This window comes from Aeromonas sp. sif2433 (genome assembly GCF_019218705.1).
Lineage (GTDB): Bacteria > Pseudomonadota > Gammaproteobacteria > Enterobacterales > Aeromonadaceae > Aeromonas > Aeromonas encheleia.
This window is the reverse complement of sequence record NZ_JAHUXD010000003.1, coordinates 230,501-250,468: the sequence shown is the minus strand read 5'-3', so window position 1 is coordinate 250,468 and position 19,968 is coordinate 230,501. Positions and strand designations below refer to the sequence as shown.

Below are 19,968 nucleotides of genomic sequence, written 5' to 3'. Positions count from 1 at the left end.
TTTCATGATTGAGACCCTATGGCTAGAAAACGGAACCCCGTGAGAGGCGCCCGATGGCGAAACGGCGGTGGCGCCATGACGATTGACGATGGGAGGGGTTATGGCCCTGCCCGGTGACCACCATAGCAGAGTCACAGCTGAGTACCTATGCCGGCAACAACCGCCACCCCATTTTGGTAACAAGCTCCCGTTTTTGACCTCGCGGGAGCGCGGGCGCACAATTCCCCTGCATGCATTCAACCGAGGGCTCTGCCGTGTACAACTTCCAATATGCCAACCCCACCCGCATCTGCTTCGGCGCGGGCCAGATCGCCAGCCTGTCCGAGCTGATACCGAGCGGCAGCCGCCTGCTGGTGCTCTATGGCGGTGGCAGCATCAAGCAGAATGGGGTCTATGAGCAGCTGACCGAGGCGCTGGCGGGGCGGGAGTGGCTGGAGTTTCCCGGCATAGGTGCCAACCCCAGATACGATCAGCTGATGGAGGCGGTGGCGCTGGTGAAACGCGAGCGCATCGATTTCCTGCTGGCGGTCGGGGGTGGCTCAGTGGTGGATGGCACCAAGTTCGTGGCCGCCGCCGCCTGCTTCGAGGGGGAGGATCCCTGGGACATACTGCAGCACAAGGCACCGATCAAGGCGGCGCTGCCGCTCGGCTGCGTGCTGACCCTGCCCGCCACCGGCTCGGAGAGCAACCCCGCCGCCGTGGTGAGCCGGGGGGAGGCCAAGCTCTCCTTCTACAATACGCTGGTGCTGCCGCAGTTTGCGGTGCTGGATCCCACCACCACCTACAGCCTGCCGGTCCGTCAGGTCGGCAACGGGGTGGTGGATGCCTTCGTCCACATCATAGAGCAGTACCTCACCTTCCCGGTGGGGGGCGAGGTGCAGGATCGGCTGGCGGAGGGGTTGTTGCAGGTGCTGGTGGATAACGGCCCCAAGGCGCTGAGCGATCCCACCGACTATCAGGTGCGGGCCAACCTGATGTGGGCCGCCAGCCTGGCGCTCAACGGTCTCATCGGCCGCGGCGTGCCCCAGGACTGGGCCACCCATGCCATCGGCCATCAGCTCACCGCCCTGCACGGGCTGGATCATGCCCAGAGTCTGGCGGTGGTGCTGCCCTCCCTGCTGCGCGCGCAGGCCGCCCAGAAGCAGGAGAAGCTGGCCCAGTTTGCCGAGCGGGTCTGGCACTCCAGCCGGGAGGACAAGGCGCTGCGCATCGAGGAGGCGATCATCCGCACCGAGCAGTTCTTCCAGCAGATGGGGGTGGGCACCCGCCTCGCCGACTATGGCCTGGACGAGCGCTGCATCCCGGCCATCTGCTCCAACCTGAAGCGCTTCGGCCTGACTGCGCTCGGGGAGCAGCAGGACATAGATCCGGACAAGGTGGCGCGGATCCTCTCCCACGCCCGCTGAGTTCATGGCGGCCTGAGGAGGATCCGGGCCGGCTGGCCAGGATCCTCCCTCAGACCTGTGGATCCTCGGATCGAGCCCGAGCCAGAGCCAAAAAAACGCCCCGTTGATCGGGGCGTTTTGCATCCTGTGGTGAGGGGCCCTGGGCCGTGGCTCAGGCGCCCCGATCCAGCTCGCGCTCCAGCGCCGCCGCCTTCTGTCGGGCCGGGTGGTCGTTGAGCCGCTGCCAGTAGGCCTGCAGGTGCGGGAACTGGGCCAGCTGCCTGCTCTGGGCCAGCAGATCCACCAGGAAGGAGTTCATGATGTCGGCGCCGGAGAGGCGATCCCCCACCAGATAGTGGCGGCTCGCCAGCACCTCATTGAGATAACCCAGCACCTTGGCGCACTCCGCCTTGGCATAGCCCGGCAGGAAGCGCATCGGGCTGCCGTCCTTGCGCACGAACATGTCGAGCAGCAGCGGCAATATGCCGGAGCTCTCGGCAAAGTGCAGCCACTGCAGGTACTCGGCGTACTCGGGGCTCTCCTGAGACGGGGCCAGTTGCCCGGCGCCGTGGCGGGCGATCAGGTATTCGGTGATGGCACCGGATTCGGCCAGCACCCGCCCCTCCAGCTCGATGACCGGCGACTTGCCGAGGGGGTGGATGGCCCTGAGCTCGGGCGGCGCCAGGAAGGTGGTGGCATCGCGTTGGTAGGCCTTGATCTCGTAAGGCAGCCCCAGCTCCTCGAGCAGCCAGATGATGCGTTGGGAGCGGGACTTGTTCAGGTGGTGCAGGACAATCATGAGAACCTCGATTCGATGGCAGGAGGCAGTCATACGCGCCGGCGAGCCGGTCGGTTCACTCCGCCGTGCAAAAAGGCAAAAAAACGGAGGGCGGGCGCCAGGCTCGCCCTCCGGGCTCGGTCGACTCAGGCCGCCAGCGCCTGATCCAGGTCCGCCAGTATGTCCTCTATGGCCTCTATCCCCACCGACAGCCGGATCATCTCCGGTTTGACCCCCGCCTTGGCCTGCTCTTCCTCGTTCAGCTGGCGATGGGTGGTGGAGGCCGGGTGACAGGCCAGGGACTTGGCGTCGCCGATGTTGACCAGCCGCTTGAAGATCTTCAGCGCATCGTAGAAGCGGATGCCGGCCTCGTAACCCTCCTTCAGGCCGAACGAGAGGATGGCCGAGGGGCGGCCGCCCATGTACTTCTCCGCCAGCGGGTAGTGAGGATGACCCGGCAGACCGGCGTAGCTGACCCAGGCCACCTTGGGGTGATGCTTGAGGTGGTGGGCGACCCGCAGGGCGTTGTCCACGTGGCGCTCCATGCGCAGGCTCAGGGTCTCCAGCCCCTGCAGCAGCAGGAAGGCGCTCATGGGGGCCAGCGCCGCGCCCGTGTTGCGCAGCGGCACTGTGCGCACCCGGCCGATAAAGGCCGCCGGGCCGAAGGCTTCCGTATAGACCACCCCATGATAAGAGGGCTCGGGCTGGGTGAGCTGGGGGAAGCGCGCGGCGTGATCCGCCCAGGGGAACTTGCCCGAGTCGACGATCACCCCGCCGAGGGAGTTGCCGTGGCCGCCCACGTACTTGGTGAGGCTGTGCACCACTATGTCGGCGCCGTGCTCTATGGGCTTGCACAGCACAGGGGTGGCGACCGTGTTGTCGACGATGAGCGGCACCCCGCGGGCATGGGCCACCTTGGCGAAGGCGGCGAGATCGACGATGTTGCCCGCCGGGTTGCCTATGCTCTCGCAGTAGACCGCCTTGGTCCTGTCGTCGATGAGGGCGGCGATGGCTTCGGCGCTGTCATCCGCGGCGAAGCGCACCTCGACCCCGAAGCTCGGCAGCATGTGGGCGAACAGGGTGTAGGTGCCGCCATAGAGCTGGGGGGTGGAGACTATGTTGTCACCGGCGGCGGTCAGCGCCTGGATGGCGTAGGTGATGGCGGCGGAGCCCGCCGAGACCACCAGCCCGGCTATGCCCCCCTCCAGCGCGGCCATCCGCTGCTCCAGCACGTCGTTGGTGGGGTTCATGATGCGGGTGTAGATGTTGCCGGGCACCGCCAGGTTGAACAGATCCGCCCCGTGCTGGGCGCTGTCGAACTCGTAGGCCACGGTCTGGTAGATGGGCACGGCCACCGCCTTGGTGGTGGGATCGTGGGAAAAGCCGTGGTGCAGGGCCAGGGTCGCATCTTTCATCACACACTCCTTGTTGGATGTCGCTCGTCGCGGTCTCGGATGGATAGATGTCCAATCTAACAGGCCCTGATGCGATGTAAACCGCCAGATCCGGCAAAGCAATTGCGGTGGCCTTGCCGGCCTCCTGCTCGCCCGCGCCGGGTCCGCCTCAGAGGCGGCGGCGATACTCCTTGTCGTCGATCTGGTTCATGTCCCACTGCATCAAGCGGTTGAGCTGGGCCATGGGATCCTCCACCAGCGGCAGCGGGCGGGGCAGGATCCGCCGGAAGTAGCGGCGCAGGCTTTGCTGGATCCGGATCGGGGTGGGGGCGGTTTGTTGGCTCATGATGGTGCTCCTGTGCTGTGGCTCTCATGTTCGGCAACAGTATTGAGCTAAAATGCGGAAGTAAAAACTGACGACTTCTCTATCAAGGATTTCCTCTTTTATGCCCACCAGTCGCCTCCATCAGCAATTTCAACGACTCGCCCAGCAGATCGGCAACGAGGAGCGGGAGATCAGCCTCGCCGAGGTCGCCGAGCTGCTGTGCTGCACCCCGCGCAACGCCCGCCTGCTGCTGCGGCGCATGCAGGATCAGGGCTGGCTCAGCTGGTCGGCCGAGGCGGGGCGGGGACGCCGCTCCCGGCTGCTGCTGCTCGACAGCCAGGAGAGCCTGATCCGACGCCGCCTGCGGGCGCTGCTGAGCCAGGGCCAGCTCGCCCAGGCGGTGCGGCTGGCGGAGGATCGGCTGGATCTGCTCACCCCGCTGCTGATCGAGCAGCTCGGCCAGGCCACCCGGGAGGGGCGCCAGATCCTGCGGGTGCCCTACTACCGTCCGCTGCCCATGCTGCTGCCCACGGATCCGCTGCGCCGATCCGAAATCCACCTGAGCCGGCAGATCTTCAACGGCCTCACCCGACGAAATGAGGAAAATGGGGAAATCGAGGGGGATCTGGCCCACCACTGGGAACTGCTAAGCCCCTGCCACTGGCGCTTCTACCTGCGGCCGGCGGTGCGCTTCCACCACGGTCGCGAGCTGGGGGTGGAGGATGTGATGGAGAGCCTGCTGGCGTTGCGCGAGCGGCCGTTGTTCGCCCACCTGCTCCGGCTGGAGAGCCCCTGGCCGCGCACCCTGGATCTGCACCTGGACAGCCCGGATCCCTGGCTGCCCCACCTGCTGGCCGAGCCGGTGGCGGCCATACTGCCGCGGGAGCTCAAGGGGGAGCCGGGTTTCGCCCTGCAGCCGGTGGGCACCGGCCCCTACCGGGTCACCGCCAACGATCCCCTGCAGCTGTGCCTGTGCGCCTTCGACGACTACTTCGGTCTGCGCGCCCTGCTCGACGAGATCGACATCTGGATGCTGCCGGAGCTGGCGGAGCGGCTGGAGAGCCACCTGCAACTCGGCCACGACAGCCCTGAGCTCGGCACCATGCGCGGCGAATCGGAGCTGGAGTCCGGCTGCTACTTCCTGCTGCAGGACGACAGATCCCGGCCCTTGCAGGATCCGGCCCTGCGCCAGTGGCTGACCAACCTGCTCAACCCCATCGCCCTGATGGCGCGGGTCGCCCCCGAGCTGCAACGGGGCTGGACCAGCGCCCTCGGCCTGCTGCCGCACTGGCGTGAGGCCCTGCCGGCGCCGCTGCCTAGCCCCGCGCTGTTGCCGGAGCGGCTGGTGCTGGCCTGCTTCAACCAGCATCTGGAGTTCAACGAGTGCGCCGGCGCAATGGCCAGCCTGCTGGCAGAGCAGGGCATCCGGCTGGAGGTGCGCTCCCTGGATTACGACCGCTGGGTGAGCGGGGAGGATGAGGACGTGGATCTCTGGCTCGGCACCCTCAACCTGGAACACGAGCAGGCGTTCGCCCCCTATGCCTGGTTGCTGGGCACGCCGCTGCTGCAGCGGGTATGGGGTCGCCAGCCGGGGTTGTGGCAGGGATTGACGCAGTGGCGTGCCGGCGGCGCCGAGCCGGGGCCGCGCGCCCTGCTGGCACAAGTGCAGCGCCAGGGCTGGTTCGTGCCCCTGTTCCACCACTGGCTGGAGCTGGAGAGCCGGGTCGGGGTGCACGGGGTGCGCATGACGGCGCTCGGCTGGTTCGATTTTCGCAGTGCCTGGCTAAAACCCGTACAGGGGGGAGAGCAGGAGGAAACCTGAGCCGGCTCCCACCCGGGTGCAGGGACGCTTGAGTCGTGAGGGCGACCGCGCTAGCCTGTGCACGGTCCAACGACAAGGAGTCGATATCCATGCTGGAAATGCAGATCCAACCCCGTTTTCAAGAAACCGATGCCCTCGGCCATATCAACAACACGGTGCCGGCGGTCTGGTTCGAGTCGGCCAGGGATCCCCTGTTCCGTCTCTTCTCCCCCGAACTGGATGTGCATGACTGGCATCTGATCATCGCGGGCTATGCGGTGCAGTTCAAACGGGAGCTGTTTTACGGTCAGCAGGTATCGATCAAGACCGGAGTGCGCCGCATCGGCACCAGCTCCTTCACGGCCTGGCAGGAGGCCTGGCAGGGCGGCGAGCTGGCCGTCACCGCCGAGACGACCCTGATCCATTTTGACTACCGGACCCGCCAATCCCGTCCCCTGAGTGAGACGCACCGGGAGGGGCTGCGGGCCTGGTTGGTAGAGAGTTAATCCTGGCCCGCGGGCCCATCACAGGACACTTATGCGCAATACCCTGATCGCTCTGACCCTGGGACTCTGTTCCCTACCTTCGCTGGCCGCCACCCTGGCCGAGCAGTTTACCCTGATGGAGCAGGGGGCACAGAGTGCCCTCGACACTCGCCTGTTCAGTCATGACGGGGTGGATATCAAGGCCTGGATCGACGGTGTCCCCGTCATCATCGCCGTGCCCATCATGAACGAGCAGGGCAAGCTGGAGGGCGAGAGCCGCTACTACTTCAAGGGGGGCAAGCTGTTCGGGGTGAAGGAGCCGGCCGCCCAGTTCGCCTTCGACAACCAGGGCAACCTCACCCAGTGGCTGGACGACAAGGGCCAACCGGCCGAGTTCGTCAGCAAGATGAGCATGCAGCAGCGCGAGGCCTGGCTCACCAAGCGGGCCGCCGAGCTGAGCCAGCTGTTTGCCGCCAGTCCGGCGGAGCAGCAGGCCGCCAAGGGCACCAAGCTGAAGGGCAAGGAGCTGAGCCAGTGGCTCTGCAACGGCAAGCTGATGGTGCTGGCCAAGGGTGACAAGGTGATCGCCGAGCCGGAGAAGATCAAGCTGAGCGAGCGTGGCATGGAGGGGGAGGTCTCCCTGCGCCAGGACAAGGGCTGGCAGGATCTCTGCCTCAAGTGCGAGGTGCAGGGCACGCAGGTGACCCGCCTCACCTGGCAGCCCATGCCGGGGGCCAACAAGCCGCTATAACGGCATCGAGGATAGGCGAGGGGGCCAGCAGGCCCCCTCGTCATTTATGGCTGCTCCCCGAGCCGCAGCCGGGTCAGCGCCTCGACTCGTCGCCACTGCTCAGGCTGAAACCAGCGTGCCAGGAGCGCCTGCTGCTGCTCGGCCCGCTCGAAGGGGGGCAGGGGCTCTAGCTCGGCCAGATAGCCCGTCAGCTGCTGCTCGAATCCTTGCTGGTTCTGCGCCAGCTGGTGCAGGCGATCCACCGCCTCCGGCCCCAGCTGCTCCAGCAGCGCGGCGTCGCGCTCGGCGGGCGCCAGCCGATCCAGGCTCTGCAGCTCGCCGAGCAGCCGGCCGTTGGTCTCGGCCTCCCGAAACCACTGGGGCTGCTCCGCCAGCCAGAGCTCCAGCTCGGTGGCCAGCCCCTGTCTGTCTGCCTCGTTCGCCTCCGCCAGCGCCTTGCGGCGCAGGGTCCACTGCTCCATCAGCCGATCCTCGGCGAACAGCTGCTCCTGCTCGGCCGGGATGAAGCGCTGTTGGCGCAACTGCTCGCGCTGGTCGAACAGCAGCTGCAGGCTGGCGAGGCCAGGATCCGTCGGCACCCTCAGGCTGCCCTCCGCCGCCAGGAAGGCCCGATAGCGGACCAGCAGCGGATCCTGCTCGTCCGCCTCGCCCTGCTCCAGGCGCTGGGTCAGCTGGTGGCGCAGCGCCCCCCGCTCGGGGGCCGCCTCGAGAGGCGGCTCTACACTCGGGCAGAGCGCCAGTATCCCCAGCAGCAGGGCCGGGCAGAGCAGTGCCAGCAACAGGCCCCCCCGCTTCATAGCCCCAGCCTCTGCAGGCGGTTGGCGTGCTGGCGATAGAGGGTGAGCGGATCTGTCTCAAACAGGTGGTGGATGCCGAACGACTGGTTCACCTCGTCCAGGTGGTTCATCCGGTAGCCGGTGCCTATCACCTTGCCGAGGTGGCTGCTGCAGACCCCGACCAGGCCGTCGTTGGGCTCGCCGAAGAAGGTGCCGGTCAGCGCCAGCGCCGGATCCACCGGATCCAGGATGTTGGTCATGTTGCCGCGCCCGCTCCAGGAGAAGTAATAGACGCCGTTGGCGGCGCGCAGCGGCCCCTCGCCACAATGCTGGCTCGGCAGTCCCTCCGGGTAGCGCTGGTTGAAGCGCTCGGCGCCGGCGCTGGTCAGGGCATCGAGGGCGGCGAGGGGATCCTGCGGCAGATCGCTGCCACCGGAGAGCAGCGAGATGACGCCGGACAGCGCCGAGGCGGCGGCCAGCGCCAGCTGCTCGGCTACCGAGCCCGACTGAACCTTGGCACGGACCAGATCCGCAATCGCGGAGCCATGGTTGACGCCCCCCACGCTGGTGGCGGAGGCGACCAGCTCGGGGGCGACCGAGGCGACGTAGCGGATGGTGGGGCCGCCGTGGGAGTGACCTATGAGGTTCACCTTGTCGGCCCCGGTGATGGCGAGCACCTGCTGCACCTGTTTGAGCAGCTGTTCGCCGCGCAGCTCCGAGCTCTGGGTGGCGGAGACCTGCGCCACGTAGACGCGGGCACCGTCCCGGGTCAGCGCCTGGGGGATCCCGTAGAAGTAATCGACCCCGAGCAACTTGTCGAAGCCAAACAGCCCGTGCACCAGCACTATGGGGTAACGGGTCTGGGTATAACCTGCCGCCTGGCCCAGCATGGGCAGGGCGCACAGCAGCACCAATAGCCATCTCTTCATCTTCATCATCCTTGTGAAAACGGGCTGCCTATCCGACAGCCACCGGCCTCATGCCAGTCCTATGAGCATGGTAGCCACACTCGAATCTATCTGTGGAAGGGATCACTAAACCGGGTATTGCGGAAAAACCCTACCCATATGGGCAGAGGCGGGCACGCGAACCGGCGCTTGTGTTCGTCAGTCAAATAAGTTAAATAATAATTATTATCATTTGAGTGTTGAAGCCATGACGCTAAGTTGGGTGAAAGGATGGGTCGGTGCCACCGACGGGGACGACAGCATGGCGCACTGGAAGCAGCAGACCCTCCGCGGCAATCGCCATTTCGATGCCGGTGAGCATGCCAGGGCGCTCGACCATTACCAGCAGGCGCTGTGGCTGGCCCGTCAGCAGTTCGCCGGCTGGCACGACGCGGACGAAGCCGTGGCTGCCCTGGTGGTGGCGCACCACAACCTGGCGGATCTGCTGGTGGCCATGACGCTGCCGGACCGGGCCGCCGATCTGCTGTGCCACATCCACGATTGCCTGCTGGCCACTAGCCAGTCCCCCGCCTGTCCGGCGCCGCTGCGGGCCTCCGCCCTGCGTCACAGCCGCAACACCCATACCGAGCTGCTCGCCTTCGTGCGTCGGCACGGCAGCCACGACGGCATTCAACGCTGCCTCGGCCAATGCCTGTGCCAGGCCGAGCCAGCCTCCCGACTGCATTGATCCCAAGAAGAGAGAGACGAACATGAGCCATACCCTGCCCACCCTCCCCTATGCCTACGATGCACTTGAGCCTCATATCGATGCGCTGACCATGGAGATCCATCACAGCCGTCACCATCAGACCTACATCACCAACCTCAACCTCGCGCTGGAAGGGGCGCCCGCATTCGCGGCCCTGCCGGTGGACGAGCTGCTGCTGAGCTTCGACAGCCTGCCAGCCAAGGTGCAGGGGGCGGTGCGCAACCATGGTGGCGGCCACGCCAACCACAGCCTGTTCTGGCAGGTGATGAGCCCGCAGGGGGGCGGCGAGCCCGGTGGCGAGCTGGCCGAGGCGATAGTGCGGGATCTGGGGGGGCTGGATGCCTTCAAGCAGGCCTTCACCCAGGCGGCGCTGAGCCGCTTCGGCAGCGGCTGGGCCTGGCTGGTGGTGGACAAGGCGGGCAAGCTGCGGGTGGAGAGCAGCGCCAACCAGGACAGCCCCCTGATGCAGGGCCAGGTGCCCATCCTGGGGCTGGACGTGTGGGAGCACGCCTACTACCTCAAGTACCAGAACAAGCGCCCCGACTACATCGCCGCCTTCTACAAGGTGGTCGACTGGCCTGAGGTGGCGCGTCGCTACCGGTTGGCGCTGGCCTGAGCCTTCTCCTTTTCTGCCCTCATAAAACAAGAGACCCGCCTGATGGCGGGTCTCTTGTTTCTGTCTGCTCAGGGGGCTGTGCCGGTTGCCGTCGCCGCACTGGTTGCCGTCGCCGCACTGGTTGCCGTCGCCGCACTGGTTGCCGTTGCCGCACTGGTTGCCGTCGCCGCGCTGGTTGCCGATGCCGCACTGGTTGCCGATGCCGCACTGGTTGCCGTTGCCGCACTGGTTGCCGTTGCCGCACTGGTTGCCGTTGCCGCGCTGGTTGCCGTCGCCGCACTGGCTGCCTTGTCGAGCGGCTTCTGCACCGGCGTCACCGGGGGGATCGGCAGGCAGGGCTGGCTGGCGCCTATGGTGCTCAGGGCCTGGCAGGGGATGGGGCCGCCGATGACGATGGGCTCGCCGAGGAACTTGGGTCCCTTGTCCAGCACATAGAGATCGAGCAGCCCCATCAGCCGGGCGAATACCTCGCGTACCCGGGTCTTGATGCCCTGATAGGCGCTGGGATCCAGGGCGTTGAAGCCGACGGCCTCGATGCCGAAGTGGCGGGCGATGAAGATGGCGCGCTCGTTGTGGAAGGCCTGCGACACCACGGTGAAGTGGGCCTGACCGAACACCTCCTTGGCGCGCACTATGGAGTCCAGGGTGCGGAAGCCCGCGTAGTCGCTGTAGATGGCGCTGGCCGGGATGCCGGCTTGGATCAGGGCCCGCCGCATCTGGCGCGGCTCGTTGTACTGCACGGTGGCGTTGTCGCCGGAGACCAGGATGTAGTCCACCTTGCCGTTGTTGTAGAGCTCGGCGGCGGCCTTGATCCGGTATTTGAAGTAGTGGTTCGGGCTGCCCCCGATCAGGTACTTGGAGGTGCCGAGCACCAGGGCGACCCGGTTGTAGGGCACGGCATCGACGTCGTCATAGGTGTAGTGACGGGCGTCCGAGACGGTCCACTCGCTGTAGCCCAGCAGCGCAATGGCAGAGGCCAGCAGCAGGCAGAGGCCGGCGAGCAGGATCTTGGCAAACTTCTTCATGCGCGGTGCGGTTCGGGTCTGAAATAAGGGGGAACAGGGAGCCATTCTATTACAACTTGGTGTCCGGCGTCAGGCCTGATAGCCGCCGATGGCGTCACTCGGGCAGAGACTGTCGTGGCCGGGCGATCTTTGCACAGCCTGGACCCAAGAGAAGGGGCAGCCCTGGCTGCCCCTGTCTGTTCGCCCGCTCCTCAGTGGGAGGAGTCGTTGGCCTTGCAGTCGTCAGAGTCCCGGTTGCTCTCCCACCAGGGCAGCAGGTCGTTGCTCAGCCAGCTCTGGTAGGCCTCGCTGTCGCCTATCATGTCGCTAGACACTCTGTTGCAGGCTGGCGGCCAGCTTGCTGCGGGAGGGCTTCAGGCTGCCGCCGAGATCCGGCCAAGGTAGCCACAGATCCGGCACCATAAAGCCGGGCAGGGCGGCGCGGATCCAGGCGGCCAGCTCGTCATGGGGCACCGGCTCGCCGTGCCAGTCGATAAAGGCGGCCGGACGCTGCCCCCACTCCTCACTGGGGATGGGCACCACCAGCGCCTGGGCCACGGCGCCGTGATCCACCAGCCGCTGCTCTATGGTCTCGGGCTGGATGTTCTCGCCGCCCGAGATAAACAGGTTGTCGAGCCGCCCCTCCACCACCAGCTCCCCGGCCGGGGTGAAATGGCCCTTGTCGCGGGTGTGGAACCAGCCCTCCTTGTCCAGCGGTCGCTCCAGGACGCCGGCCTTGAAGTAACCGGCGAACAGGGTGGCGCCCCGCACGCAGATCTCCCCCTGCCGGATGCAGAGCTCCCGCCCCGGCAACGGCCGCCCGACCACCCCGGGGGCGGCCGGCAGGCCGGTGCAGACCTGGCTGCCCATCTCCGACAGGCCATAACTCGACTTGGGGGTGAAGCCAAGCTCGCCGAGGCGGCTCACCAGCGGCTGCGGGATGGCGGCACCGCCGAGCAGCAGCTCGCGCAAACGGGTGCGGGCGGGATCGAAGCCCTGCGCCAGCAGGCGCCAGAGCTGGGTCGGCACCAGCGAGAGGTGGGTGATGGGCTGGCGCTCCAGCCGCTCCTTGAGGGACCGGCTGCGATCGTCCAGCACCAGGCAGGCCCCCGCCAGAAAGACCCGGAACAGGATGGCGTAGCCGCCGACGTGGAACAGCGGCAGGGAGAGCAGCCAGCCGCAGTCGCCATCGAGGGGGAGCAGGGCGGCGGAGCCCCGGGCCGAGGCCAGGTGGTTGGCGAGGCGGTGTACCACGGCCTTGGGGGTGCCGCTGGAGCCCGAGGTGAGGATCATGTTGCACAGCCGCGCGGGATCCAGCGGCAAGGGACCGGCATCGGCGCTCAGCTCTGCGCCGAAATCCAGCCGCAGCGGGCGCCAGGGCCCGGCCGGCATCTCGTCCGCCGACCAGAAGGCGGCCACCGCCAGCTGATGCGCCAGCTCGGCCTGTCTGGCCAGTGGAAAGGCGGGATTGAGCGGGCAGAAGACGATGCCGCTGCGCACGCAGGCCCAGGCCAGCAGGGCATCGGCCAGGGCGCCGCGCACCACGGCGGCCAGCCGGTCGCCGGCGATCAGCCCCGCCCGTTCCAGCTGTTGGCAGAGGCCGTTGAGCCGCTCGTCGAGCTGCCGATAGTTGAGGGGATGGTCGCCGTGGATGGCGATCCGCGCCGGCGCCTGGCTGGCCCAGTGGCGCACCGGGCAGGCTTCGGCTGGGGCGTCTGGCCCTGAGGCGGGCGGCATGGGGGCCCCCTCAATCACGGTGGAACAGGGGCTTGAGCAGCTTCAGATCGGGTTGACCCTGCTTGTCCAGCAGATCCCCCGCCAGCCAGCGGCGGGTATCCAGGCCAGGGGCCTGATCCGGGGCCCACTCACCGGCGAGGCGGGCGAGCTGACCGAGACCGACGCCGGACTCGAAGCAGGAGGAGACGATCACCTTGAGTTTCAGCTCACGGGCGCGGGCCACCAGCGCCTCGCTGTTGGCCAGGGCGCCGAGCAGCGTGGGCTTGAGCACCAGCGCCTTGAGCTGGGGTATGGGCTGCCAGGGCTCGCCTCTGGTCAGCAGCTCGTCCAGCGCCACCGGCATGCCGGTGCGCGCCGCCACGAAGGCGATGTCGTCGAAGCTGGCGCACAGGTCTTCCAGATATTCGATCCGGTTCGGATCCAGGTGACCGCAGAAGGCCCAGGCCTCCTCACGGGTCCAGCCCTGGTTGGCATCCAGCACCAGCTTCAGGTTGGGGCGCCGATCGAGCAGCAGGCGGATCAGCGCCAGCTCGTCCCGCATGGGGTAGCGGGCCACCTTCAGCTTGGCCTTGAGGGGCGTCTCGTGCAGCCAGATCTTCCAGTTCTTGAGCAGCTCCTGGGGGGAGCCCTGAATGAGCGGATAGGGGTCGGGCAGGGGCGTCGTCTGCGCCGGCCAGTGGCGGCGGGCGCAGTCGAAGCCAAATTGCACCGAGGGCAGCAGGGGGGCTATGGCTTGCCCCCTTGCCAGTTGTGTCAGGCAGCCGAGTGCCTCGGTCTGGGCCTCGGCCAGGGTCTCTTTGGAGAAACCGGGCAGGGGGGCTATCTCCCCCCAGCCGTCGTCGATGCGCAGCAACAGGCCCTCTCGCGCCACCTCCACCTTGCCGTGAAAGGTCAGGGGCTGGGTAAAGGGCAGATGGTAGCGATAGAGGGCGAGTGTCATCAGGGGTTCCGCTTGTATTTGGAGAAGTCGGGACGGCGTTTCTCGTTGAACGCGTTACGCCCTTCCTGACCCTCTTCGGTCATGTAGAACAGCATGGTGGCATTGCCCGCCAGCTCCTGCAAGCCGGCCTGGCCGTCGCAGTCGGCGTTCAGCGCGGCCTTGAGGCAGCGCAGCGCCATCGGGCTGTTCTGCAGCATCTCGCGGCACCAGCGCACCGTCTCGCGCTCCAGCTCGGCCAGCGGCACTACGGTGTTGACCAGTCCCATGTCGAGGGCCTGCTGGGCGTCGTACATGCGGCACAGGAACCAGATCTCGCGGGCCTTCTTCTGGCCGACGATGCGGGCCATGTAGGAGGCGCCCCAGCCGCCATCGAAGGAGCCGACCTTGGGGCCGGTCTGACCGAACTGGGCGTTGTCCGCGGCTATGGTCAGATCGCACATCATGTGCAGCACGTGACCACCGCCGACCGCGTAACCGGCCACCATGGCGACCACGGGTTTCGGGCAGGTGCGGATGTCGCGCTGGAAGTCGAGCACGTTGAGGTGATGAGTGCCCTCGTCATCGCGATAGCCACCGTAGTCGCCGCGGATCTTCTGGTCGCCGCCGGCGCAGAACGCCTTCTCGCCGAAGCCGGTGAGGATGATGGTGCCGATATGATCGTCGTAACGGGCATCGGCCAGCGCCTGCAGCATCTCCTTGACGGTGCGGGGACGGAAGGCGTTGCGCACCTGGGGACGGTTGATGGTGATCTTGGCAATGCCATCTTGGGACTTGTGATAGAGGATGTCCTCGTAACCGGTGGAGCAATCCTGCCACTCTACGGCGGCATAGAGTTCCGCTTCTGTCATTGCTTCAATCATGGAGCTTCTCTTCTGGTTGGTTAACCCACTCCCAAAGGAGTCGGGCAAAAATTTCGGGCTGGTCGGCGTGCAGATTATGGCCGCCATCCAGCGTCAAGTGATTGATATTGCAGCCCAGCTTCACCAGCTGGCAAGCCAGCCGATGGAATTTTTGATCCCGGCTGCCGGAAAGCCAGGTCACCGGCAACCGGGTGTCGGTCAACCAGGGGGCGAGATCCGGCTGCCTGCCGAGCGACGTCGCCTGCAGCATGGCGGCGACGGCCTGGCCATCGTTGCCGAGACGGCGGGCGGCCTGACGGGCACGGGCGGCGTCGTTGAGATCGGCGAACACCCCCTGCCGATACCAGTCGGCCAGCACGGCGGTCAGGGGCTCGCGCTCGAAGCGGCCGGCCCAGCCATCGTCGTGTTTGATGCGGGCGGCCCGCTCGGCCGCGGGCAGGCCAGGGTGGCAGTTCTCCAGCAGCAGAGCCTGCAAACCGGCGGGGGATTGACTGGCGTGATAGAGCGCGAGCCGTCCGCCCAGCGAATAGCCCGCCAGCCGATAGCGCGCTATGCCGCGCGCCTTCAGCTCGCCACAGAGCCACTGATGGGTCTGCTCGAAGCCGGTCACCCGCAGCGCGCTGTTGCTGCCGTGGCCCGGCAGATCCAGTGCATGGCAGGGGATCCCCGGCAGGGCCTCGATCACCGCTTGCCAGTCGCGGCCGTCGCCGAGCAGGCCGTGCAGCAGCACTAGCGGCACTGGTTCTCTGGCTTCAATGGTCACGGATGGCGGCTCCCCATGCCTTGAGATCCTCGGCCACCTCGGTGTCACTCAGCACCTTGATTTCAATCCGCACTGTTGCTGCCTCTGGTTTAGCTACCACGGATGGCGGCCCCTAGTGCCTTGAGATCCTCGGCCACCTCGGTGTCACTCAGCACCTTGATTTCAATCCGCACTGTTGCTGTCTCTGGTTTAGCTACCACGGATGGCGGCTCCCAATGCCTTGAGATCCTCGGCCACCTCGGCGCTCGGCACCTTGATTTCAATCAGGGTTACCCCCTTTTCCAAGGCCGTAGTGTAGGCCTGTTCAAACTCACTCAGCGTGGTCGGCGCCCGATACTGGAGGCCGAACATGGCGGCGGCGTGCGCGAAACTCAAGCCGTGGGGCAGGCAGTAGTAGGTTTCCAGCAGCCGATCGCCGGTGGGCACCGGCAGCATGCGGAAGATGCTGCCGCCGTCGTTGTTGAGCAGGATCACCACCAGCGGCCGGCTCGACTTGCCGAGCAGGGCCAGGCTGTTGAGATCGTGCAGGGCGCTGAGATCGCCGAGCAGCAAGGTGGTGGGCTCGTCGCTGCCCTGCTCGATCGATTGTGCGAAGCCATAGGCGCTGGCGATCAGGCCGTCGATGCCGGAGGCGCCGCGGTTGGTCATCACCCGGCTCGGGCCCTTGCCGGTCTCGCCGAGCATGTCCATCAGCCGGGCCGGCATGCTGTTGCCGACGAACAGCTGACCCCGGATCAGGCTGCCGAGGCGATGGCAGACCCCGAGCTCGGAGAAGCGATCGCAGGCCGCCCGGATCTGCTGGGTCGCGCTCTGCTGGCGCTCCGCCAGGCGGTGCCAGGGCTGCTGATCGTTGACCGGATGGGCGGCGGCGAAGGCGCTGGGCTCGCAGACCAGGCGGCGGCGCAGCCGGTAATCCGGGTCGAGGCGCGCCGGTTGCGAGTCCACCAGCCAGTAATCCTGCCAGGGGTGCTGCTTGATGAACTGGCCGAGTCGCTTGGAGATGAGGCGGGCACCGAACTGCAGCAGCACCTCGGCGCGGGCCAGCTCGGCGGTGAAGTCGTGGTCGTTGAGGGCCAAATCCATGTGGATGAGGTTGCGGCTATCGAACCGGATCTGGCTCTGCAGATCCGCCAGCAGCGGCCAGCCGAGTCGTTCGGCCAGCCCGGCCACCGCCAGCGCCTCGGCGGGATCCTGGATGCGGCCCGCGACGATGACGCCACGCTTGCCCTGCAACGCCGCCCAGTCGGGCTGGCGGGGGCAGGCTTGCTCGGCCTGCTGCCAGGGGCTCCAGGGCTTGTCTGAGTGCAGCCAGTCGCCGAGCGGCGCCAGGTAGTCGGCAAACTCCTGATACTCGTCACCGGGGTAGAGCGGCTCGGGGTACATGCAGTTGAAGTGGACAGGCCCCGGGGTGCGCACCTGCTGCGCCAGCGCCTGATCTACCGAGCTCAGCACGAAGGCGGCCGGGATGCTGGGGGTGGGGCTCGGCAGGTTGAGCTGATAGACGGGGTAGTGGCCGAAGATCCCCTGCTGCTGGATGGCCTGGTTGGCACCGTTGTCGATGAGTTCGGGCGGCCGATCGGCCGAGAGGATGATGAGCGGCACTCCGGTCAGCTGCGCCTCGGCCACCGCGGGCCAGAGGTTCGCCACCGCGGTACCCGAGGTCATGATCACCGCCACCGGCCGGTTGCTGCCCTTGGCCAGTCCCAGCGCCATGAACCCAAGGCCCCGCTCGTCGAAGTGGAGGTGGCGACGAAAGCCGGAGTGGGCGGCGGCGGCCATGGTGAGCGGCGCCGAGCGGGAGCCGGAGGCCAGCGCCAGATCCCGTACGCCGAGGCGATAGAGCTCCTCCAGCAGGAGGGAAGACCAGACGTGGTTGAAGGTGGCATGTCTACTGGTAAACACGGGGCTCGCAAACATGGGAAGGCTCGCTAGGGGTCGATGAGAAGAGGCTATCCCAGCAGGGAGAGCACGTTGGCGATCTTGTTGTCGAGCTCGGCCCACTCGGCGGCAGGCTCCGAGCCCGCCACTATGCCCGCCCCGGCGAACAGGGTGATGGTCTGTTCCCTGACCAGGGCGCTGCGGATGGCGACGGAAAACTCCGAGGTCTCCCGGCTCAGCATGCCGCAGGCCCCCGCATACCAGCCGCGATCATAGGGCTCGAACGCGCGGATGAAGGCCAGCGCCGACTCGCGCGGGGCGCCGCCCACGGCGGGGGTCGGGTGCAGGGCATCCAGCAGCTGCCAGTCGCCCACGCCGGGGCTGAGATCGGCCTCGATGTCGCACTTGAGGTGCTGCAGCAGCCGCAGCTTGAGGATCCGTGGCTCGGTCAGGCTGGCGCGGCTGGTGAGCGGTGCCAGCCGGTTGAGGATGTCGGCATGGACCAGCCGGTTCTCCAGCCGGTTCTTGCTGTCGCTCAGCAGCTCGGCCGCCAGCGCGGCATCGGTCGCCTCGTCACCGGAGCGGCGGATGGTGCCCGCCAGCGCCTCGGTGAACAGGTGGCGCCCCTCCCGCCGATAGAGTCGCTCGGGGGAGCAGGAGATGAAACTCTGCTCGGGGGAGAACTGGAAACCGAAGTGGAAGCACTCCTGGGCGTGCTGCGCCCATTGCGCCAGCAGGGACCAGGGGGAGAGGGCGGTCCGGTCATCAGACTCATCCCGCGGCGTGAGGCGGCTCTCCCGTGACAGCACCACCTTGGGGGTGTGGGCCTGGGCCGCCGGGGCTGTGACTTGTTCTACCAGCGCTTGCCAGAGGGCGGGGGAGGGACAATCTTCCCGCTGCCAGGCCTGCCTGTGCAGCGGCGGCAGGGGGGCCTCCGGCTGCAGGGCATCGAGGGCGGCCTCGGCGGCCCGCAGCTCGGCGTCGAACTCGCTCGCCCGCTCCGGGGCCGGCAACCAGAGGTTCAGGCAGAGGCTGATACACTCGCCGCGGCGCACCAGCTCGATGCGCGGCAGCACGAAGCGGCAGGGGCCAAAGCCCGGCCAGCCGGGCTGGGTCGGGTCGAACGCCAGGCCGCCGTAATAGCGCGGGCTGTCTTCGCTGTCGGTGCCGGTGTTGTCACAGACCCGCCGAATATCCTCCGGCCGGCTCAGCTCATGGATGCGGCCGAGGGCGACATACTCGGGGCTCTTGGGGCCACGGGCCTGCCAGTAGATGCGGGGATAGAGGGTCTGCGCCGTCAGCCAGCCCAGGAAGGATTGTACTTCGACCGCCACGCGCAGCCGGACGAAGCCGCTGACATGACTGTGACGCAGGGCGTCCAGTTGTTGCTTGATATGGGTCTGAGCCAACATGGATGTCTTGTCTGAGCCGGATAATCGCAATCGCTCTGGGGGGAGGATGGCGCAGGTTGATGCCAAAGGGCGATGATTTCCTATATATTATCCGCCCATTCTTCCATGTAAATTGCCCGAGGGAGCAGCGCCCCCACGGAGCCAAGTATACCGAAATCCGGTTCGATAACCCTTAACACGATCAATATCTGATTGTTTGGCCATCACAATATGACAAATACCTTCTCTGTTTGGTTGCTGGCGGCGCGTTTGCGAACGTTACCGCTCGCGTGCTCCTCCATCTTGCTGGGCTCCGGCCTGGCGGCCAGCCGGGGTGCCTTCGATGGCGCCATCATGGGCCTCTCCCTGCTGACCGCCATCCTGTTGCAGATCCTCTCGAACCTGGCCAACGACTATGGCGATGCGGTGTCGGGTGCCGACAACGGCGAACGGATAGGCCCCCAGCGGGCCGTGGTATCGGGTCTCATCACCCGGCGACAGATGTGTGTGGCCATGGGGTTGACCGCGCTGGCGGCCGTGGTGAGCGGGCTGGCCCTGCTGGTCTGTGCCTTCGGGGAGGAGTGGGTGCAGATCCTCGCCTTCGTGGGGTTGGGTGGGGCGGCCATCGTCGCGGCCATCACCTACACGGTGGGCAAGACTCCTTACGGCTATCGGGGTTTCGGCGATATCTCGGTGTTCCTGTTCTTCGGTCTGCTGGGGGTGCTCGGCTCCTACTACCTGTTCACCCATACCCTGCAGTGGGATCTGCTGCTGCCCGCCACCGCCTGCGGCCTGCTGGCGACCGCCGTGCTCAACATCAACAACGTGCGGGACATCGAGACCGACGCCGCCAGCGGCAAGGTCACCCTGGCGGTGCGGCTCGGTCGCAATCGCGCCATCGCCTATCACTGGCTGTTGCTGGGGGCGGCCCTGTTGACCACCATCGCCTTCCTGCTGACCCAGCAGACCAGCCTCTGGGCCTGGATCTTCCTACCCGCCATGAAGCCGCTCACCGATGCCGCCCGCACCCTGCGCGAGAGCTTCGACGGCGAGGTGCTGACAGGGGCCCTCAAGAAGACCGCCATCAGCGCCTTCCTGTTCAGCCTGCTGCTTTCCATCGGGCTGGCGCTCTCCTGAATAGGGATTGGCGCTCTCCTGAGTGCTGTTCAGCCTGCTGCTCTGTACCCATAGGGCAGGCGCTCTCCTGCAGAGCTCCACGCCAGAGAGGGCCCTTCGGGGCCCTTTTTATTGACCTGTCCTGCGGATTTTTTCAATCAATTCAGACTCGTTCCGTGGATGAGCGGGCAGATGGCCGTGATCCGGCCGGCAATATTGATAAATTCTCGCGACCGGGTGCCGAGTTGTGACGAGCCCCGATTGTGGCACCGGGGTGATTGCTATAGAGATGTAACCGTACAGGGTTGTATA

Annotated in this window: 19 protein-coding genes; 7 read left to right on the top strand and 12 right to left on the bottom strand. The window is 66.6% G+C overall.

Annotated features, from left to right (window positions below; translation table 11 throughout):
* The first annotated feature begins 230 nt into the window (after window positions 1-230).
* Window positions 231-1,406: an iron-containing alcohol dehydrogenase gene (locus KW825_RS06565; protein ID WP_218328686.1), complete on the top strand. Its 1,176-nt coding sequence runs from the start codon at window positions 231-233 to the stop codon at window positions 1,404-1,406.
* A 151-nt stretch (window positions 1,407-1,557) separates the two neighbouring features.
* Here KW825_RS06565 and KW825_RS06560 read toward each other — a convergent pair whose 3' ends face one another.
* The 3 genes from KW825_RS06560 to KW825_RS06550 form a co-directional block, all read right to left on the bottom strand.
* On the bottom strand, window positions 1,558-2,184 hold the full coding sequence (locus KW825_RS06560) for a glutathione S-transferase family protein (RefSeq protein ID WP_218328685.1): 627 nt from the start codon (window positions 2,182-2,184) through the stop codon (window positions 1,558-1,560).
* A 125-nt stretch (window positions 2,185-2,309) separates the two neighbouring features.
* Window positions 2,310-3,578 carry an O-acetylhomoserine aminocarboxypropyltransferase/cysteine synthase family protein gene (locus KW825_RS06555; protein WP_218328684.1) on the bottom strand — a complete coding sequence of 423 codons (1,269 nt, stop codon included), beginning with the start codon at window positions 3,576-3,578 and terminating at the stop codon, window positions 2,310-2,312.
* A gap of 148 nt (window positions 3,579-3,726) precedes the next feature.
* Window positions 3,727-3,903 (bottom strand): hypothetical protein, encoded by a 177-nt coding sequence (locus KW825_RS06550; protein ID WP_218328683.1) that lies wholly within the window; start codon window positions 3,901-3,903, stop codon window positions 3,727-3,729.
* A gap of 100 nt (window positions 3,904-4,003) precedes the next feature.
* Between KW825_RS06550 and sgrR the strand changes: the two genes are divergently transcribed.
* The 3 genes from sgrR to KW825_RS06535 all read left to right on the top strand — a co-directional run bounded on the left by sgrR (window position 4,004) and on the right by KW825_RS06535 (window position 6,919).
* Complete coding sequence (gene sgrR, locus KW825_RS06545; protein WP_218328681.1) at window positions 4,004-5,704, top strand: HTH-type transcriptional regulator SgrR; 1,701 nt, start codon at window positions 4,004-4,006, stop codon at window positions 5,702-5,704.
* 89 nt (window positions 5,705-5,793) lie between these two features.
* A complete protein-coding gene (locus KW825_RS06540) occupies window positions 5,794-6,189 on the top strand; it encodes a thioesterase family protein (protein ID WP_042651963.1) in 396 nt (131 codons plus the stop codon).
* 31 nt (window positions 6,190-6,220) lie between these two features.
* A complete protein-coding gene (locus KW825_RS06535) occupies window positions 6,221-6,919 on the top strand; it encodes a hypothetical protein (RefSeq protein WP_218328680.1) in 699 nt (232 codons plus the stop codon).
* A gap of 44 nt (window positions 6,920-6,963) precedes the next feature.
* Here KW825_RS06535 and KW825_RS06530 read toward each other — a convergent pair whose 3' ends face one another.
* Window positions 6,964-7,716: a lipase secretion chaperone gene (locus KW825_RS06530; protein WP_218328679.1), complete on the bottom strand. Its 753-nt coding sequence runs from the start codon at window positions 7,714-7,716 to the stop codon at window positions 6,964-6,966.
* A complete protein-coding gene (locus tag KW825_RS06525) occupies window positions 7,713-8,624 on the bottom strand; it encodes a triacylglycerol lipase (protein ID WP_218328678.1) in 912 nt (303 codons plus the stop codon). The genes KW825_RS06530 and KW825_RS06525 overlap by 4 nt, the downstream gene beginning before the upstream one ends.
* Window positions 8,625-8,904: 280 nt before the next feature.
* Between KW825_RS06525 and KW825_RS06520 the strand changes: the two genes are divergently transcribed.
* Both KW825_RS06520 and KW825_RS06515 read left to right on the top strand, forming a co-directional pair.
* Window positions 8,905-9,330, top strand: coding sequence for a hypothetical protein (locus KW825_RS06520; protein WP_042652186.1), 426 nt, complete (start codon window positions 8,905-8,907; stop codon window positions 9,328-9,330).
* A 22-nt stretch (window positions 9,331-9,352) separates the two neighbouring features.
* On the top strand, window positions 9,353-9,967 hold the full coding sequence (locus KW825_RS06515) for a superoxide dismutase (RefSeq protein WP_218328677.1): 615 nt from the start codon (window positions 9,353-9,355) through the stop codon (window positions 9,965-9,967).
* 68 nt (window positions 9,968-10,035) lie between these two features.
* Here KW825_RS06515 and KW825_RS06510 read toward each other — a convergent pair whose 3' ends face one another.
* The 7 genes from KW825_RS06510 to KW825_RS06480 all read right to left on the bottom strand — a co-directional run bounded on the left by KW825_RS06510 (window position 10,036) and on the right by KW825_RS06480 (window position 18,561).
* Window positions 10,036-10,992, bottom strand: a complete 957-nt coding sequence (locus KW825_RS06510) for a vancomycin high temperature exclusion protein (protein WP_371315782.1) — start codon at window positions 10,990-10,992, stop codon at window positions 10,036-10,038.
* A gap of 306 nt (window positions 10,993-11,298) precedes the next feature.
* Window positions 11,299-12,708 (bottom strand): AMP-binding protein, encoded by a 1,410-nt coding sequence (locus KW825_RS06505; RefSeq protein WP_218328675.1) that lies wholly within the window; start codon window positions 12,706-12,708, stop codon window positions 11,299-11,301.
* A 10-nt stretch (window positions 12,709-12,718) separates the two neighbouring features.
* Complete coding sequence (menC, locus tag KW825_RS06500) at window positions 12,719-13,648, bottom strand: o-succinylbenzoate synthase (RefSeq protein WP_042651970.1); 930 nt, start codon at window positions 13,646-13,648, stop codon at window positions 12,719-12,721.
* Complete coding sequence (gene menB / locus KW825_RS06495) at window positions 13,648-14,508, bottom strand: 1,4-dihydroxy-2-naphthoyl-CoA synthase (protein WP_042651971.1); 861 nt, start codon at window positions 14,506-14,508, stop codon at window positions 13,648-13,650. Before menB ends, menC begins: the two co-directional genes overlap by 1 nt.
* The gene (menH, locus tag KW825_RS06490; RefSeq protein WP_371315787.1) at window positions 14,501-15,265 is read right to left on the bottom strand and encodes a 2-succinyl-6-hydroxy-2,4-cyclohexadiene-1-carboxylate synthase; all 765 of its coding nucleotides are present in this window, start codon (window positions 15,263-15,265) and stop codon (window positions 14,501-14,503) included. Before menH ends, menB begins: the two co-directional genes overlap by 8 nt.
* Before the next feature lie 195 nt (window positions 15,266-15,460).
* Entirely contained in the window at window positions 15,461-17,173 is a 1,713-nt protein-coding gene (gene menD, locus KW825_RS06485) for a 2-succinyl-5-enolpyruvyl-6-hydroxy-3-cyclohexene-1-carboxylic-acid synthase (RefSeq protein ID WP_218328778.1), read from the bottom strand.
* Between the two features lie 47 nt (window positions 17,174-17,220).
* The gene (locus tag KW825_RS06480) at window positions 17,221-18,561 is read right to left on the bottom strand and encodes an isochorismate synthase MenF (RefSeq protein ID WP_218328673.1); all 1,341 of its coding nucleotides are present in this window, start codon (window positions 18,559-18,561) and stop codon (window positions 17,221-17,223) included.
* 210 nt (window positions 18,562-18,771) lie between these two features.
* Between KW825_RS06480 and KW825_RS06475 the strand changes: the two genes are divergently transcribed.
* Complete coding sequence (locus KW825_RS06475; protein ID WP_042651975.1) at window positions 18,772-19,677, top strand: 1,4-dihydroxy-2-naphthoate polyprenyltransferase; 906 nt, start codon at window positions 18,772-18,774, stop codon at window positions 19,675-19,677.
* The last annotated feature ends 291 nt before the right edge of the window (window positions 19,678-19,968 follow it).

Excerpts from the sequence above, each read along its gene's own strand:
- KW825_RS06565 (WP_218328686.1), top strand. The coding sequence starts at position 231 with ATGCATTCAACCGAGGGCTCTGCCGTGTACAACTTCCAATATGCCAAC.
- KW825_RS06560 (WP_218328685.1), bottom strand. The coding sequence starts at position 2,184 with ATGATTGTCCTGCACCACCTGAACAAGTCCCGCTCCCAACGCATCATC.
- KW825_RS06555 (WP_218328684.1), bottom strand. The coding sequence starts at position 3,578 with ATGAAAGATGCGACCCTGGCCCTGCACCACGGCTTTTCCCACGATCCC.
- KW825_RS06550 (WP_218328683.1), bottom strand. The coding sequence starts at position 3,903 with ATGAGCCAACAAACCGCCCCCACCCCGATCCGGATCCAGCAAAGCCTG.
- sgrR (WP_218328681.1), top strand. The coding sequence starts at position 4,004 with ATGCCCACCAGTCGCCTCCATCAGCAATTTCAACGACTCGCCCAGCAG.
- KW825_RS06540 (WP_042651963.1), top strand. The coding sequence starts at position 5,794 with ATGCTGGAAATGCAGATCCAACCCCGTTTTCAAGAAACCGATGCCCTC.
- KW825_RS06535 (WP_218328680.1), top strand. The coding sequence starts at position 6,221 with ATGCGCAATACCCTGATCGCTCTGACCCTGGGACTCTGTTCCCTACCT.
- KW825_RS06530 (WP_218328679.1), bottom strand. The coding sequence starts at position 7,716 with ATGAAGCGGGGGGGCCTGTTGCTGGCACTGCTCTGCCCGGCCCTGCTG.
- KW825_RS06525 (WP_218328678.1), bottom strand. The coding sequence starts at position 8,624 with ATGAAGAGATGGCTATTGGTGCTGCTGTGCGCCCTGCCCATGCTGGGC.
- KW825_RS06520 (WP_042652186.1), top strand. The coding sequence starts at position 8,905 with ATGGCGCACTGGAAGCAGCAGACCCTCCGCGGCAATCGCCATTTCGAT.
- KW825_RS06515 (WP_218328677.1), top strand. The coding sequence starts at position 9,353 with ATGAGCCATACCCTGCCCACCCTCCCCTATGCCTACGATGCACTTGAG.
- KW825_RS06510 (WP_371315782.1), bottom strand. The coding sequence starts at position 10,992 with ATGAAGAAGTTTGCCAAGATCCTGCTCGCCGGCCTCTGCCTGCTGCTG.
- KW825_RS06505 (WP_218328675.1), bottom strand. The coding sequence starts at position 12,708 with ATGCCGCCCGCCTCAGGGCCAGACGCCCCAGCCGAAGCCTGCCCGGTG.
- menC (WP_042651970.1), bottom strand. The coding sequence starts at position 13,648 with ATGACACTCGCCCTCTATCGCTACCATCTGCCCTTTACCCAGCCCCTG.
- menB (WP_042651971.1), bottom strand. The coding sequence starts at position 14,508 with ATGATTGAAGCAATGACAGAAGCGGAACTCTATGCCGCCGTAGAGTGG.
- KW825_RS06480 (WP_218328673.1), bottom strand. The coding sequence starts at position 18,561 with ATGTTGGCTCAGACCCATATCAAGCAACAACTGGACGCCCTGCGTCAC.
- KW825_RS06475 (WP_042651975.1), top strand. The coding sequence starts at position 18,772 with ATGACAAATACCTTCTCTGTTTGGTTGCTGGCGGCGCGTTTGCGAACG.